The 14596-nt window shown below is 57.0% G+C and carries 13 protein-coding genes; 8 read left to right on the forward strand and 5 right to left on the reverse strand.

Annotation, left to right across the window (positions count from 1 at the left end; genetic code table 11):
• Positions 1-99 precede the first annotated feature (99 nt).
• The 6 genes from HY17_RS04250 to HY17_RS04275 all read left to right on the forward strand — a co-directional run bounded on the left by HY17_RS04250 (position 100) and on the right by HY17_RS04275 (position 6392).
• Positions 100-897 (forward strand): VacJ family lipoprotein, encoded by a 798-nt coding sequence (locus HY17_RS04250; protein ID WP_233348627.1) that lies wholly within the window; start codon positions 100-102, stop codon positions 895-897.
• Positions 898-931: 34 nt separating this feature from the next.
• Positions 932-1558, forward strand: a complete 627-nt coding sequence (locus tag HY17_RS04255) for a phospholipid-binding protein MlaC (RefSeq protein ID WP_034763009.1) — start codon at positions 932-934, stop codon at positions 1556-1558.
• A gap of 278 nt (positions 1559-1836) precedes the next feature.
• Complete coding sequence (locus tag HY17_RS04260) at positions 1837-3876, forward strand: lipopolysaccharide assembly protein LapB (protein ID WP_158531383.1); 2040 nt, start codon at positions 1837-1839, stop codon at positions 3874-3876.
• 34 nt (positions 3877-3910) lie between these two features.
• On the forward strand, positions 3911-4483 hold the full coding sequence (locus HY17_RS04265; RefSeq protein WP_034763017.1) for a hypothetical protein: 573 nt from the start codon (positions 3911-3913) through the stop codon (positions 4481-4483).
• A gap of 47 nt (positions 4484-4530) precedes the next feature.
• On the forward strand, positions 4531-5034 hold the full coding sequence (locus tag HY17_RS19180; protein ID WP_051599682.1) for a tellurite resistance TerB family protein: 504 nt from the start codon (positions 4531-4533) through the stop codon (positions 5032-5034).
• Positions 5035-5063: 29 nt separating this feature from the next.
• Positions 5064-6392, forward strand: a complete 1329-nt coding sequence (locus HY17_RS04275) for a murein L,D-transpeptidase (protein WP_081812969.1) — start codon at positions 5064-5066, stop codon at positions 6390-6392.
• Here HY17_RS04275 and HY17_RS04280 read toward each other — a convergent pair whose 3' ends face one another.
• The 5 genes from HY17_RS04280 to HY17_RS19185 all read right to left on the reverse strand — a co-directional run bounded on the left by HY17_RS04280 (position 6393) and on the right by HY17_RS19185 (position 12072).
• Complete coding sequence (locus tag HY17_RS04280; RefSeq protein WP_233348628.1) at positions 6393-7907, reverse strand: amidase; 1515 nt, start codon at positions 7905-7907, stop codon at positions 6393-6395.
• Between the two features lie 165 nt (positions 7908-8072).
• Positions 8073-9137 (reverse strand): glycosyltransferase family 2 protein, encoded by a 1065-nt coding sequence (locus HY17_RS04285; RefSeq protein WP_034763020.1) that lies wholly within the window; start codon positions 9135-9137, stop codon positions 8073-8075.
• Positions 9138-9219: 82 nt separating this feature from the next.
• Positions 9220-10884 carry an energy-dependent translational throttle protein EttA gene (gene ettA, locus HY17_RS04290; protein WP_034763025.1) on the reverse strand — a complete coding sequence of 555 codons (1665 nt, stop codon included), beginning with the start codon at positions 10882-10884 and terminating at the stop codon, positions 9220-9222.
• Positions 10885-10968: 84 nt separating this feature from the next.
• Positions 10969-11271: a YciI family protein gene (locus tag HY17_RS04295; protein ID WP_034763028.1), complete on the reverse strand. Its 303-nt coding sequence runs from the start codon at positions 11269-11271 to the stop codon at positions 10969-10971.
• A 21-nt stretch (positions 11272-11292) separates the two neighbouring features.
• Positions 11293-12072 (reverse strand): tetratricopeptide repeat protein, encoded by a 780-nt coding sequence (locus HY17_RS19185; RefSeq protein ID WP_081812970.1) that lies wholly within the window; start codon positions 12070-12072, stop codon positions 11293-11295.
• Between HY17_RS19185 and HY17_RS04305 the strand changes: the two genes are divergently transcribed.
• Complete coding sequence (locus tag HY17_RS04305) at positions 12059-14377, forward strand: S9 family peptidase (RefSeq protein ID WP_233348630.1); 2319 nt, start codon at positions 12059-12061, stop codon at positions 14375-14377. The genes HY17_RS19185 and HY17_RS04305 overlap by 14 nt on opposite strands.
• Entirely contained in the window at positions 14374-14595 is a 222-nt protein-coding gene (locus tag HY17_RS04310; protein ID WP_233348632.1) for a hypothetical protein, read from the forward strand. Before HY17_RS04305 ends, HY17_RS04310 begins: the two co-directional genes overlap by 4 nt.
• The last annotated feature ends 1 nt before the right edge of the window (position 14596 follow it).

The following is a 14596-nucleotide window of genomic DNA, read 5'->3' on the forward strand; positions in this document are numbered from 1 at the left end:
CTTTTATACGTTTTGCAAGGAACCATACCGCTGTTGCAGCATAGTCGCATGTAATTGGAATTACATAAGTGTGAGTTGCGTCGATTGGGGGAAGTAACCATGTACCGGGCCAAGAAACGGGAAATCGCAATTATGAACGTCCGAATTGCGGCCACCGCGGTGGCCTTCACTCTGAGCGCATGCGCTTCGACTCCGCCAAATTCAGCGGATCCAGGGTCCATTGCCGATCCTTATGAAGGCTTCAATCGCCAGATGTTCGCATTCAACAATGGCGTGGACAAATATGCGCTCGGCCCTGCTGCCGGTGCCTATAAAACTGTGACACCCGAATTCGCCCGCGACCGCATTGGCGATTTCCTGCGCAATCTTCGCGCGCCCGTCATTTTCGTAAACGACGTGCTGCAGGCAGAGCCATCCAGAGCTGCAGACACCTTTGTTCGTTTTACCATTAACACAACAGTCGGCATTGCGGGCCTTTGGGACGCCGCAGATCATATGGGTGTCGAGCACCACTCAGAAGACTTCGGTCAGACATTGGCCGTCTGGGGAGTCGATAGCGGCCCCTACCTGGTGATGCCTATCATGGGCCCAACGACTCCGCGCGACTTGTTCGGAAGTGGCGTGGACCGGGCGATTGATCCGCTGACATGGACCGAATTCGATGGGGATCCGGATCTGGACGACAAAATTGCCGTCGGCCGGGGCGTTCTCTCCGCGCTGAACGCCCGTGTCGCGCTGGAAGACCAGATTGAACAACTGAACGCCCAGCCGGAACCTTACGTGGCCCTTCGTCGTATTTATTCATCTCAGCGTCAGGCTGAGATTCGTAATGGTCGTCCGGAGGATGAGTCAGAGTTGTACCAAGATCTCCCAGATTTTGACGAATTTGACGAATAGCCAAGCAGACACGATCGAAGCAGGAGCCCGCCCCGTGAAACGCCTTGTGACCCCCGCAATCGCCCTGACCGCGCTCGCCGCGTTGGCGCTGCCGGCTGCCGCAGACGCAAAAACAGAAGCCTATGTTCAGAAAAACGCCAGCGAAGTGCTCGCGTCTCTGAACGACCCGTCCCTGAACGCAGACGAACGCACCCAGAAGTTCAACGCCTATATGGACGAATTCACGGACATGAAGGCGGTCGCCAATTTTGCGATTGGCAAATATGCGCGCCGTTTCACTGAGACGGAGCTCGCTGAGTATCAGAAAGTTTTCCGGGAGTACGCGCTTGCCGTTTATGAAAACGAACTCGATGCCTATCGGGGCGAAGCCGTTGTCGTGAAAGACTCAGTCGATCGTTCTGACACTGATTCTATCGTCAACACCGTCATTCGCCGTGATGACGGCAAGGATATGGATGTTCGTTGGCGCGTTCTGCTCCGCAATGGGCAATACCAGGTTGTCGACGTTGCGCTGAACCTCGATGGAAACCTGATCTGGCTCGGCATCGAACAGCGCGCTCAGTTCCTCGCCCTGCTCGACCGGACAAACGGATCGGCCCAGGCTCTGATCGACAAGATCGAAGGCATGACGCAAAAACTGGAAAGCGAAAAGCGCACCTGATCTTTTGCAGACAATTGACCTAACCGAAGGCCCGCTTCCCGCCCGAAGCGGGCCTTTCCTTATCCGATATCCTGCCGTCACTGCGTCGATGCATCGCGCAAGCTCACCTCCTCTGGGAAACCGACTCCTGTACAATGAAACTGCACTGGCATGCTGCCATGGATCCCCACATGACCGGTGGCATCTGAGGTGTTATGGTTAATTGGTGGTATGGCGAGACGGTCACGGTCTCGTAGCCGCATGAGGCGGAAGGCTGCTGAGATTTGGTGGGTGAGACGATGACGGCACATACTACTCCCTTCAGGAAAATCTGGACGGCATCACTTGGTGCGTTGGGCGTTCTGTCTGTTGTTGGCTGTGCATCTGCAGCATCTGGTGTCACAGCACCGGTCCAGGCGAAGCCGTGGTCGAGCCTGAGTGATTGCTTCGACCGGGCAGTCGCCGTTCCCACATCGGCAGCGGAAGATATGGCGCGGACCTGTGGCGGCACTTCCGCCGCCGGCGATCCATCCCGCAGCGGCATCGAACGGGCAACTGCCTCGTTCAATGCAGCGAGCGCCTACAATGCCCTTGCTGCGACGGGCGCTGCCAGTTCGTTTTGCCAAAGCACAAGTGCCTGCAGCCAAATGGCGCTCAGCCTGCTCGACCAGTCTTTGGCATCTCAACAGGACGGCCAGATCAGTCTCACTGGAAGCGAAGTGCAAATCGCGACCAACAAGCATTTCATGCTCCGCAGGACGCTGGAGCGCAGCAAAGCCCTGCGCAGTGTTGCGAACAGTGGCGCAGCAAACGCCAGTTGCGGCACGCGAACCACTTGCCTGACGGATGCTGCAGCCTTGCTTTCCAGCGTCACCGTCGAGATCCCGGCAGCATCCGAAGCACCAGATGCTGCCCGCTTGGGGTGCGAAATTCTTGATACGCGATGGCGTGTGAACAGCGATATCGGCCGCGAACGGGAATATCTCTATGTCGAAGATCTGAGACGCCTCGTCAGTTCGTGCCCCGACTACGCCGCTGCCGCTTCAGACCAACTCGCCGAAATCGCCTTTGAGCGGGCGGAACGTGTTCGGGAAAACCTGGCACAATCCAACGCAACCATCTCCGTCGAATCCTCACTCGGCGCCATTACGGATTATCGCGACACGCTCAGCACAGACCGGTTCAGATTGCCCGCCTACCGGGGCATGGGTGCGGTCTATCTGGCATTGGCCAAACATGACCCAGCTGGCACCCGCACTTATCTTGAAAGCGCAGTAGATGCCTACAGCAATGCAGTAACACTGTCCGTATCCGAAGCGACGGCTGAGCGCGCGGGCGACTATGAGTCTCTTGGCCGGGCACTCATGGCACTTTCCAAAGTCACCGGGTTGCCAGGATCGGTGGAACGCCAGGCCCTCGCAGAACGCGCGGCCAGCGCACTTCAAAGCGCAGTCGATCTGGCGCCTATACCCGCCCGGTACGCCGTGCTGGGTGATGCCTACGCCGACACAGGACAATGCACTCTTGCAATTCCGGCCTATAATTCCGCAATTCCCGGTCTTGCGGGAGCAGACAAGGTTTCGACGATCCTCGCTCTCTCGGCAGCTTATGATGCATGCGGACAACCGGACCTGGCATTGCAGACCCTCAATCAGGCCAACGCCGCTGGAAACGTGTCCGCTGAAGTCCGATACGAGATTGGACGAAAAGAGTTCAACAATGGCAACTTCCCGGCAGCCCTTAGCGCACTGCGCGCTGCCGAGAACGGACTGAATGGCCTCCAGGCTGCTGAAGCCAACTACATGATGAGCGTCGCCGAAACGATCACCCGTCCAGACGGCTGGCAGAAAAGCGCGCTGAGCCATGCGGAGCGTGCCGTATCACTGAATGCCCGGACCTGGGTTTACAACCGACAGGCTTGCCTTGCGACCATCCTGAAAGGCGGCAAAAGCGTAAAAGACGGCACCAGCCTGGCTCGCTGTCCGGATGCCGGTACACCGGAAGCCAGTCTGCTGCGCGGTATGTTCTTCCTCAAACAAGCTCAGTCGATGGATGTCAGCGCCTACAATCTGGCATCCCAGACACAATGGCGGTCTGTGCTCCAGGCGGCAGAAACCGCTTTCACTCGCGGACAGGAAGCCCTCGCCGACGCTCCCGATCGCGAGCGCCTTGTCCAGTTCGATGATCTGCAAGCGAAGGTCGATATCGCCGCGAGACTTCAACAAGGACTGACGGTCATCCAGCGCTGCAATCGCGAAGTCACGCTTGGCCCGCAGGATCCTGTCTGGAATGATCTGAACACCTTCTATGGCCATTATGGAATCTTGAAATGCTCCTGACGGCCACGAACATTGAGAATGAGGAAAACTGGGTATGACGGTGCCAACAGTCCAATCTCCCGACAATTCGGACATGCAAGTATTCCAGTCCGTGCCGACCCATGACGACATGATGGCTCTGTCCAGCCAGGTAAAAGAAGCCAAGCGCGGTCAGGCCAGTCTGCTCATCATGGTCATCTTCCTTGCCGGCGTTCTCGCCGCCGCAATCGTTGCCTTGTTCATGGTGTTCTCGAACACCAGCGCCCAACTGGCGGAGGCAGATCAGAAACTGGCGACGCAAGCGGCCGAAATGGAAAAGCTGGAAACGCAGGTCACGAACCGCGATCAGGTGATTGCTCAGCAACAGGCGGCAATCGCCAGCTATGCCGGCTTCCAAAGCATCGTTCAGCTGCAGCAACAGTCGAAGGCGCTGGAAAAGGAGATCGCCGATCTTCTTGCTCAGCCGAGCCGCGCAAATGCGCCACGACGCTTAAGAGAGCTGCCCGACAATGTCGAATGGCTGGACGATGTCATAACAGCGCTTACGGAACGCAGGGATGCACTGGTAGAATTGAAGTCTGATGTTGAAGCCTGGCCACCGGTGCCAGCCCCCGTCCGACCCGACTAAGGCCACACCGTTTGCCCCAGTAGCTATTGAAGCAGGAGTATACGCCAATGGGCGATCCACAAGACAACTCTCAGGCCTTGTTCGGTCCGATCACTGCCGAGAAAAAATCGGGCTTCAGCATGCAGGAACTGGTCACGGAGTTTCCGGACCACCCCAACGATTGGAGCATACCAGAAGCGTTTCTGTGCCTGATCCTTTCCGCCGCCTTCGCGGATGGCCGGATTGCGGAGCAGGAACAGGAAGAAATACGCGCTCTGTCACACCGTTCGCGCACCCTTAAAAACCTCGATCAGAACGAGTTGGCACAGGTGAACCGGATCGTTCTCAAACGGCGGGCGGACCGGCCGGACTGGCTGGCGGAAGCCTGTGAAGCCCTTCCCAAGGATATGCACCTCGCAGTGTTTGCCCACTGCCTCGACATCGCCCTTGCCGATGGCGTCCTCGTACCATCCGAGGCGGAATTCCTTGAAAAGCTGATTGGCTTGCTCACCATCACCGAAGAAGAAGCGAAGCTGATCACAAAAGTGATCTCGCTGAAGAACCGCTTCTGACGAGGCTAAAGTTCCGCGGAGCGAAAAATATGGAAATTCTGCGGCCCGGGCCAATGGCCACGCTATTGGCGGCCATTGCTATTTGTTTAGCCAGTTGCACACAGGTGCCTGCAACCACACCACCACCGGCTCCGAAGCCACCGCAAGGCGCAGTGGTTCCGCCACCCATTGCAGACGAGCAAGACCATAGCCAGACTACTCGAACGGAGATCCTGATCGATGCACTCCAGAGAATGTCCGAGCACGGCCTACCGGTTGAGGCATATGAGCTTGAAAACATTGAAGCCTTGTCTGGCGAAGCGCGAAACTCTGCCCTTGGCAAAGCGTGGCAACTCGCCGCCACGCATCTGGCTCGTGGATATCTGAACCAGGAAACACTACAGCCCCGAACCGTGCCAGATGTTGCCGAAGTCAACATGTATGCCACCATAAAAAACAATGGCGCAGAAGAGCTGGCCACTGCGCTCAGCACGCTCGCACCACAACATCCCTCCTATCTGGCGCTCCGACGAGAACTGTCTCGTCAGCAAGCAGCAATGGAAGCAGCAACCGATCCCGCGGCCAAGTCCCGACTCCTGACCCAAATAAATCAGCTGCGCGTAAACCTGGAGCGTTGGCGATGGCTGCCGCATGACCTCGGAGAGCGGTCAGTGCTTGCAAATATTGCCAGTTTTGATGTCACGACATTTGAACAGGAAACGCCCACATCCAGCTATGCGGCCATTTTTGGCAAGGCGCAGCGGCAGACACCGATCTTCTCCGATGAGATCGAATATATCGTGTTTAATCCGTGGTGGGAGATTCCGGACAGTATCGCCCGCAAGGACAAACTGACTCAGTTCCGGCAGGACCCGGGTGCGATTACCCGGCTGGGATATCAGGTGCTGGACCGTCAGGGCCGCAAGGTTGATCCTGCAACCATCGACTGGAATGCGGTCTCGGCGGAAACCTTCCCTTATCGCTTGCGTCAGGCGCCCGGCCCACAGAATGCGTTGGGACAGGTCAAGATCATGTTTCCCAATTCGCACAATGTTTATCTGCACGACACCAACGACAAGAGTTTGTTCGACTCCGATGAACGCATCTTCTCTTCAGGGTGCGTGCGCGTCCAGAATCCCCTGGACCTAGCTGCGTGGATTTTGAAGGAAACACCCGGCTGGGACCGGATGACCATAGAAACGGTTGTCGCCTCAGGCGATGAAACACGCGTAGATCTGAAGAGTGTGGTTCCCGTCTACGTCGTCTACATGACGACGGTCAGCAATGCCTGCGGGGATGTGACTTACCTGAAAGACATTTATGGCAGGGATGCTGCAGTGCTTTCCGCCTTGCAGCCGTCCCCCACCTATCAGAACTGATTATTTCGTCATCGCCGCAGAGATCTCAAGCCGGTCTTCTGCGCTTTCCAGATAGTGCGGATCTGGCCGCAACAGGCTCGCCTGTTCGTAGGCATAGCCGTACGCAATGATTGCGGCATCATCACCAGCGGACCCGATAAACGACACACCGATCGGAATGCCATGCACATCGCCCATCGGCACCGTTAGATGCGGATAGCCCGCCTGCGCCGCTATGGAACCCGCGCCAGCCCATGCCGGCCAGACGTCGCCATTGACCGGATCAATGCGAGGCGCGACGGGGCCAGATGGAGACACAAGCAGGTTCACGTCATATTCGGCGAGCAGGCGATCAATCCCCTGCTCCCGCGTTGAAAACCTGACGGCCGCCTTCGCACCCAGATATTCGGGATCTGTCAGTGGTCCACGTGCTTCAGATTCCTCAAACAGACTCTGACCGAACAGCGGCATCTCTTCGTCCGCATGGATGTCATTGAACGCAATCAATTCCCGAAGCGTCCGGGTGGTTACCGTTTCCGGGGTGGTCGCGAGATACGCGTTCAGGCTGTCCTTGAATTCGTATTCGAGTAGCGGGAGCGTGCTGTCCCGGAAATTTTCTGCCGCCGGCTCAAACGCTTCAATATCGACAAGGGTGGCGCCTTGCGCTTCCATCACAGCCAATGCAGCGTCGAAGTGCTCCTTGATGTCCTTGTTGGACCCTTCTGCAAATCGCAACACACCAATCCGCATGCCTTTAAGCGCATCGGGTGACAAGCTGAGCGTATAGTCCTCATCGCCCGGATCCATGGCGTTCATCATCAGGGCCGCACCGCGTACTGTTCGCGTCATCGGACCCGCTGTGTCCTGCGAAGGAGAGATCGGCACAATGCCTTCCTGGGAAATCAGGCCAACGGTGGGCTTGAAACCCACAATGCCATTGACATTGGACGGGCAGATAATCGAGCCATTGGTTTCGGTGCCGACGGCGCCAGCAGCAAGTGACGCGGCGACCGCCACGCCGGATCCGGAACTGGATCCACAAGGATTCCGGTCCAGCATATGCGGATTGCGAACCTGTCCGCCCACAGAAGACCAACCACTCATGGAGTCGTTATCGCGAAAATTGGCCCATTGGCTGAGATTGGTTTTGCCGAGAATGATCGCGCCCTGCGACCTGAGCCCGGCAACCAAAGGGCTGTCACGGCCCGTGATATTGTCTTTCAACGCCAGCGACCCGGCAGTTGTCGGCATGGGATCGAGGCTTTCGATATTGTCCTTCAGAAGAACTGGCACACCGTCCATAGGCCCAAGCGTATCGCCATTCGCGCGGCGCTGGTCACTGGCTCGCGCCAGAGGCAAGGCATTCGGATTGAGCGAAATGATGCTCTGCAGGCGAGGTCCTTCGCGATCGAGTTTTGTAATACGGTCGAGGTAGGCTTGGGTGAGTTCTTCCGATGTCACCTCTCCGGCAGCGAGGCTCTCCACCAGTTCAGGTAGAGTTTGTGCGACAATGCCTGTGGCCTCATAGGATGGCATCACCGCAATCTCCTCCTGAGGAGCGGGTTCAGGCCGCCCCCCGCATCCAGCCAGGACCAGAGCCAACAACGAAGCTGTCACGAGAATTCTCATGCCCATTACCCTCTACATCTGGATAGAGAGCCTAGCCGACAGGCCACAGAGAACAAGGGCAATCGTGCGGAACTAGTTGGTTACGATGCCCAGCCGCTTTCGAAGCGTGCGGCCGAGATTGTTCATCCAGACCGGTCGAGCCGCCACGTCAATTTTCCAGGAAAGCAGGGTTCGCGCGGCTCCATTCGGCAGAATACCCATCAGGATCCACCAGGCATTCTTCGGCAAAGCTTTGCTGCCATACTCAAGACGGTTTGCTCGGCGCAGCTTCTGCAGCAGATTCTTCCGGGTGTCCGATTTGACCGGGTGGGCGCCGGGATCAAAGACGATTGAGATGAGCCGCTCTTGCAGGTGATCCGCATCCCGTTCGCCGATGTCTTCCGCCACCTTGAGACCAAGCCGGGCAGAATGACTGCGGATCACATCATGACGCGCCTGATGATGCTCAATCCGCCACCGACCTCGCTTGGCGTAGTTTTTTGCAAACTGCGTGTGCTGGGAGGGATGAAGGCGATAACCACAAATTGCTTCGTCCAGACCGCGGACCGGGCCATACAATGGAACCGCGGCCGTCAGGTACCCGTCTCCGCCATAGGCGAATGCCTCTGAATTGACCGGCACAATCCGCTGCAATGCCCAACGAGCGAAAACCATACCGGACGTGATCGTGCCGGAATAACTTCCAATGTCGCGGAGCCTGGCTGACACATCTCCATTTGCAAACGGCACCTGAAGCGGCGGGTAGAAGTCGCCCAAATTGTCCTCAAGATCCGCATAGCGCATCCGATAGAGGTACATGGCAACCTTGGGATCATAGTTAGCCAGGATCCGGTTCGCCGCCCCAGGCAACAGGAAATCGTCGGCGTCCAGGAACTGGACGAGATCGCCGGTTGCAATTTCAAGCCCGGCATTAAAGCCGCCCCCCTGCCCGACATTTTCCGCCAGGAACACCGGGATAACGCGATCACCAAATGACTGAATGACTTCGCGCGAATTGTCGGTGGAACAATCGTCAACCACGACCAGCTCAATCTCCACGTCCTGTGACAGGACGCTGTCGATCGCCCTCGTAATGAAGTTGGCGTAATTGTAGTTCGTGATCACCACCGAAAACTTCGGTGCAGCACTTGTCGTCATATCGGGCTCCCTGACGCCCGTCCTTACGCAAGATTCGCACCGAATTGCGTAAAGGACAGTGCCGGGAGCTGAAAAAGTTCGCCTAGCGCGCGAATTTCTTGAATTTCAGACGCTTCGGGTTCACCGCATCCTCACCAAGACGACGCTTCTTGTCTTCCAGATAGGAGGAAAAATCACCTTCGAACCATTCGACGTGGCTATCGCCCTCGAAAGCGAGAATGTGAGTGGCCATGCGGTCAAGGAACCAGCGGTCGTGGCTGATGATCACGGCGCAGCCAGGGAAGGCATCAAGGCCTTCTTCCAGCGCCTGCAGCGTTTCCACATCGAGATCGTTGGTCGGTTCGTCGAGCAGAAGGACGTTGGAGCTTTCCTTCAGCATCTTGGCGAGGTGCACACGGTTACGTTCACCACCGGACAGCAGACCGACCTTCTTCTGCTGATCCGAGCCCTTGAAGTTGAAGGCACCGACATAGGCGCGCGAGTTTACTTCCACACCGCCAAGATCGATCACATCCGTACCGCCTGAGATCTCTTCCCAGACATTCTTGCCGTCGTCGAGCTTGTTGCGGCTCTGGTCGACATAGCCAAATTTCACCGTATCGCCGACACGCAGCGTACCGGCATCCGGCTCTTCCTGGCCGAGGATCATCTTGAACAGGGTCGACTTACCGGCACCGTTCGGACCGATGACGCCGACGATACCGCCGGGCGGCAGTTTGAAGTCGAGGTCTTCAATCAGGAGGTTATTGCCGAAGCCTTTGCGCAGGCCTTCAGCCTCCAGCACCACGTTGCCGAGGCGCGGACCGGGTGGAATGCGGATCTGAGCCGTGGAAACCTTTTCGCGTTCGGCCTCGGCGGCCTTCTGCTCATAGGACTGGATACGCGCCTTGGATTTGGCCTGACGCGCTTTCGGACTGGAACGGACCCATTCGAGTTCCTTCGCGAGGGAGCGTTGCTTGCCACGCTCTTCGCGGGCCTCCTGCTCCATCCGTTTGGCTTTCTGTTCCAGCCAGTCGGAATAGTTACCCTGGTAGGGAATGCCGCGGCCCCGGTCGAGCTCGAGAATCCAGGTCGTAATGTCGTCCAGGAAGTAACGGTCGTGAGTTACAAGGATCACGCAGCCCGGAAAATTGATCAGGTAGTTCTGGAGCCAGGCGACCGTTTCGGCATCGAGGTGGTTGGTCGGTTCGTCCATCAGGATCATGTCGGGCTTCGACAGAAGCAGGGCGCAAATTGCGACCCGGCGGATTTCACCGCCGGACAGCTTGGTCACGTCCGCGTCGTCATCCGGGCAGCGGAGAGCTTCCATAGCCATCTGGATCTTGGAGTCGATATCCCAAGCATCTGCAGCGTCGATCTTCTCCTGGAGCTCCGTCATCTGCTCCATCAGCTCATCGGAATAGTCTTCGCCGAGCTTGCCGGAGATCTCGTTGAACTGGTCCAGCATCTGCTTTTCAGGGCATGCCGCAGCGATGTTCTCGAACACCGTCTTGCTCTCATCAAGCTTCGGCTCCTGGGGCAAGTAGCCGACTTTCACGCCGTCTGCAGACCAGGCTTCGCCAATGAACTCCTTGTCCTGCCCCGCCATGATGCGAAGCAGAGTCGATTTACCGGAACCGTTTACGCCGACCACACCGATCTTGGCGTCGGGAAGGAAAGACAGGTGAATGTTTTCAAACACCTTCTTGCCACCCGGGTAGACCTTGGTGAGGCCCTGCATGTGGTAAACGTATTGAGGTCCGGCCATGGCGGAAGAATCCTGTTTGGGGAAGTTATGTCGCCGCTGAGTTACGCACTCGCCCCATAAAATCAAGCGCGCAGGTGCCCGCGGTCACCCAACTGGAGCCAACAGCGACGCCATGGGCAAGAGATCCCACCGGAAGCCGAGACCGGCACGGATGACAGGGTCGTCGGCACAAAGGCGTCGCGCATCCACTTCATCATCGGCCTCCGCAATCGCCACACCCCATGTCCCTTCAGGGTCCATCACCGGTCCGGCCGCAAACACGACCCCGGTGTCGATCAGGTGCCGGATATAGTCGGAATGCCGTTCCATCGCCTCCAGTTCAGGCGCGCTGGCATCCGCGGGGAAACTCCGGCGCGGTGGAATAAGCTTCATGAGGAAAAAGGCCATTCTATCCGGCTCCGCTTCCGATCAGCCCGCCCTTCGAAAAGCGCGGTCCTGTTCTTCTGCGCTCATGGCAAGCTCAAGACGACGAAGCTCCTTGGCGGCTTGAGTATTCCCAAGCCGCTCGGATTGCCGGAACCAACGCCAGGCTTTCACCAGATCCTGCGGACTTCCATGGCCACCCGCATGGGCAATACCGAGATTGAAAGCGCAACGGCTGTTACCGAGGGCCGCCCCCCGGCTCCACCAATTGCGCGCAGCGGCCGGATCGGCCTCCCCGCCTTGTCCGGACATCAACATCAGTCCGAGATAGGTGATGGCGTCCGTTTCATCCTGCTGCGCGGCCCGCAGAAACAGGAACCGGGCACGGCGGTGGTCTGCCGCTCCCCCGAGACCGTGAAAGCACATAAATCCCAGATTAAACAGTCCTGTAGGGTGACCTGCGCTCGCCGCCTGATGGTAATAGGCTCGTGCAGCAACCAGATCCTGCCGCACCACGCGTCCTGCGTGAAGCATCGCACCATAATTGTTGGCTGCAGCAATATGGCCGGCATCGGCGGCACGGCGCATCATGTCAGCGCCACGAAGAAGTGCGTTGCCACCTCGGTCCGAAGCGACCAGGGTAATTGCTTCCTGAAACAATCCCACCCCATTCATCATGGAACTCACTTTATTGTGAGGCCTTGTCTTGGCTAGGGGGCGAAAGCAGTCAGTGTAGAAAAAAATGCAAACGGCCTGTTTCACCAGCTGGAATGGATGACAAATGCCAGCTGGCACGGCTAGTTTCAGAAGCATGAAACCCGCCATTCATACCCTGTTTACTGTGCTCGCGGCTGCCATCATTTTTGCCGCCGCCTCGATGGCCCAGACACCGAAAAATACCGTGGAGACCGAAATATTGACCAACGCGCCAGACACTCTGCCGCTTGAACGCCTTTATGCGTCACCTTCCCTATCCGGCCCCACAGCCCGCATGGTGAAATACTCCCCCGACGGAACACGCGTGACGTTCCTCAAATCGCGTGCTGACGAACAGAACCGGTTCGACCTCTGGCAATATGACGTCTCGACCGGCACGCAGAGCATGCTGGTCGACTCAAGACTTCTCGAGCCCAAAACTGTGAACCTGTCAGAAGAGGAAAAAGCCCTGCGGGAACGGATGCGAATTTCAGGTACGGTTGGAATTACTGACTATAGCTGGGGCTCCGCCGATACGATTCTCGTGCCGCTTGGCGGGGACCTGCACCTCATCACTCTGTCAGAAGATGGACCGGTCGCGAGACAGCTGACTCACACCGAAGCATTTGAATATGACGCCCGCATTTCTCCACGGGGGACTTATGTCAGCTTTGTCAGGGACGGCGCCGTATATGCTGTAGTGCTCGACACAGGAAAAGAAATCCAGCTGACACCGGACGCCGCTCCGGACAAAGGTGTCAGCTATGGCGTCGCCGAGTTCGTGGCACAGGAAGAAATGAAGCGTTTCACGGGATATTGGTGGAGCCCGGACGAACGCTATGTCGCCTATACGGAAGTGGATGAAAGCGGGGTCGATATTATTCCCCGCTTCGACATCGAGGCAGACAAGGTAACTGTCATAGAGCAACGTTATCCTCGCGCCGGAAGACCAAACGCCGATATCGCTCTATACGTACACGACCTGAAGAAAGGCCGCACAGACCGCATTTTTGAAACCGGGCCGAACTCCTATCTCGCTCGCGTTTATTGGACGAGCACCAGTCTCTGGTTCCTCACCGTCAATAGAGAGCAAACAGAAATCCGCTACAACCGAACGGACTCTTCACCCTGGCGAATATGGTCTCCTTACAAGGAACAAAACGCCAAATGGGTAAATCTCTCGAAGGATTTCTTCGAACTCCCCGACGGCCGCATTCTCCTGACGACGGAAGATGGCGGCATGCGCCACGCGATCGCCATTGATCCTGAAGGGCATGGCGACACGAGCATTGTCACCCCACCGGACGAAGTGCTGAACGCCTTTGAAACAGTCTCGCCCGATGGAAATACGCTCTATTACACCGGCTATGCTGACACAGTTCTGGAGCGGCATTTATACAGAACCACAATCGGAAAAACCAAAAAGCCCTTACCTCCTGCTCGCATCACTGAAGCCGGCAAGTTCTGGGACATAAAGGTCAGCCCTGACGGGCAAAGCTTTATTGGCACATCCTCATCCCCCAGCCAGCCGCCCCAAACCGGACTCTACCGGATCGACGGCACACGTGTCGGCTGGATCGAAGAAAATACACTCAATCACAACCATCCGTACACGCCATTCCTGCCGGGTCACGCCGAAGCGGAATATGGAACCCTGAAGGCCGAAGATGGACAGGATCTCAATTATTCCATCCTGAAACCGCCCAACTTTGATCCTGCACAGAAGTACCCAGTGATCATCGAAGTCTATGGCGGCCCACATGTACAGACAGTCACGCGCAGCTGGGGCAGACTGTCAGATCAGTTCCTTGCCCGCCAGGGTTATATTGTATTCAGGCTCGACAATCGTGGCAGTGACAATCGCGGAAGAGAATTCGAAGATGTCATCTATCGCCGCACGGGCGGACCTGAAGTCCGGGACCAACTGGCCGGGGTGGACTGGCTGAAAGCGCAACCCTTTGTCGATGCCGACCGGATTGCCATCAAGGGCGGATCATACGGAGGTTACATGACCCTGATGACAATTCTGCAGGCCCCAGAAGGTACGTTTGCGGCGGCAATTTCTTCCGCGCCCGTTACGGACTGGAACCTTTACGATACATTCTACACGGAGCGCTACATGGGCACACCGGAAAGCAATCCGGGCGGATATGCCGCTTCCAACGTGCTGCCCTCCGCTGGTAATCTGAACACCCCTCTCCTGCTGATCCACGGCATGGCAGACGACAACGTCACGTTCGACAACTCGACTCGTCTGATGGCTGTTTTGCAGCAGGAAAAGAAAATGTTTGAACTGATGACCTATCCAGGTCAGAGGCACGGCATACGAGGCGAAGCATTGCAAATTCATGAGATGAAGACCGAAATGGAGTTCCTGAACCGGCACCTGAAAAACGTCCAAAGCGCTACGGACGAACCTCAAGGTCTTCCATGATGGAGTTTCTTGACAAGCTGCCTCTCAGTCTCGCGATCTTCGGATGCCTGACCCTCGGCCTGGCGCCATTTCTCCCTGAACCGCATATCTGGGAAAAACTGAAAATGCTTGCTAGCGGAACACTTCAGAAGCCTGTCGACATTTTTGATCTTTGCTTCCATGCGGCACCTTGGCTGCTTCTGGTCGCCAAACTGGCCCGCATGGCTGTAGTGAGATGAC

This window comes from Hyphomonas sp. CY54-11-8 (genome assembly GCF_000682735.1).
Lineage (GTDB): Bacteria > Pseudomonadota > Alphaproteobacteria > Caulobacterales > Hyphomonadaceae > Hyphomonas.

Excerpts from the sequence above, each read along its gene's own strand:
- HY17_RS04250 (WP_233348627.1), top strand. The coding sequence starts at position 100 with ATGTACCGGGCCAAGAAACGGGAAATCGCAATTATGAACGTCCGAATT.
- HY17_RS04260 (WP_158531383.1), top strand. The coding sequence starts at position 1,837 with ATGACGGCACATACTACTCCCTTCAGGAAAATCTGGACGGCATCACTT.
- HY17_RS04265 (WP_034763017.1), top strand. The coding sequence starts at position 3,911 with ATGACGGTGCCAACAGTCCAATCTCCCGACAATTCGGACATGCAAGTA.
- HY17_RS19180 (WP_051599682.1), top strand. The coding sequence starts at position 4,531 with ATGGGCGATCCACAAGACAACTCTCAGGCCTTGTTCGGTCCGATCACT.
- HY17_RS04275 (WP_081812969.1), top strand. The coding sequence starts at position 5,064 with ATGGAAATTCTGCGGCCCGGGCCAATGGCCACGCTATTGGCGGCCATT.
- HY17_RS04280 (WP_233348628.1), bottom strand. The coding sequence starts at position 7,907 with ATGCCATCCTATGAGGCCACAGGCATTGTCGCACAAACTCTACCTGAA.
- HY17_RS04285 (WP_034763020.1), bottom strand. The coding sequence starts at position 9,137 with ATGACGACAAGTGCTGCACCGAAGTTTTCGGTGGTGATCACGAACTAC.
- ettA (WP_034763025.1), bottom strand. The coding sequence starts at position 10,884 with ATGGCCGGACCTCAATACGTTTACCACATGCAGGGCCTCACCAAGGTC.
- HY17_RS04295 (WP_034763028.1), bottom strand. The coding sequence starts at position 11,271 with ATGGCCTTTTTCCTCATGAAGCTTATTCCACCGCGCCGGAGTTTCCCC.
- HY17_RS04305 (WP_233348630.1), top strand. The coding sequence starts at position 12,059 with ATGAAACCCGCCATTCATACCCTGTTTACTGTGCTCGCGGCTGCCATC.
- HY17_RS19185 (WP_081812970.1), bottom strand. The coding sequence starts at position 12,072 with ATGGCGGGTTTCATGCTTCTGAAACTAGCCGTGCCAGCTGGCATTTGT.
- HY17_RS04310 (WP_233348632.1), top strand. The coding sequence starts at position 14,374 with ATGATGGAGTTTCTTGACAAGCTGCCTCTCAGTCTCGCGATCTTCGGA.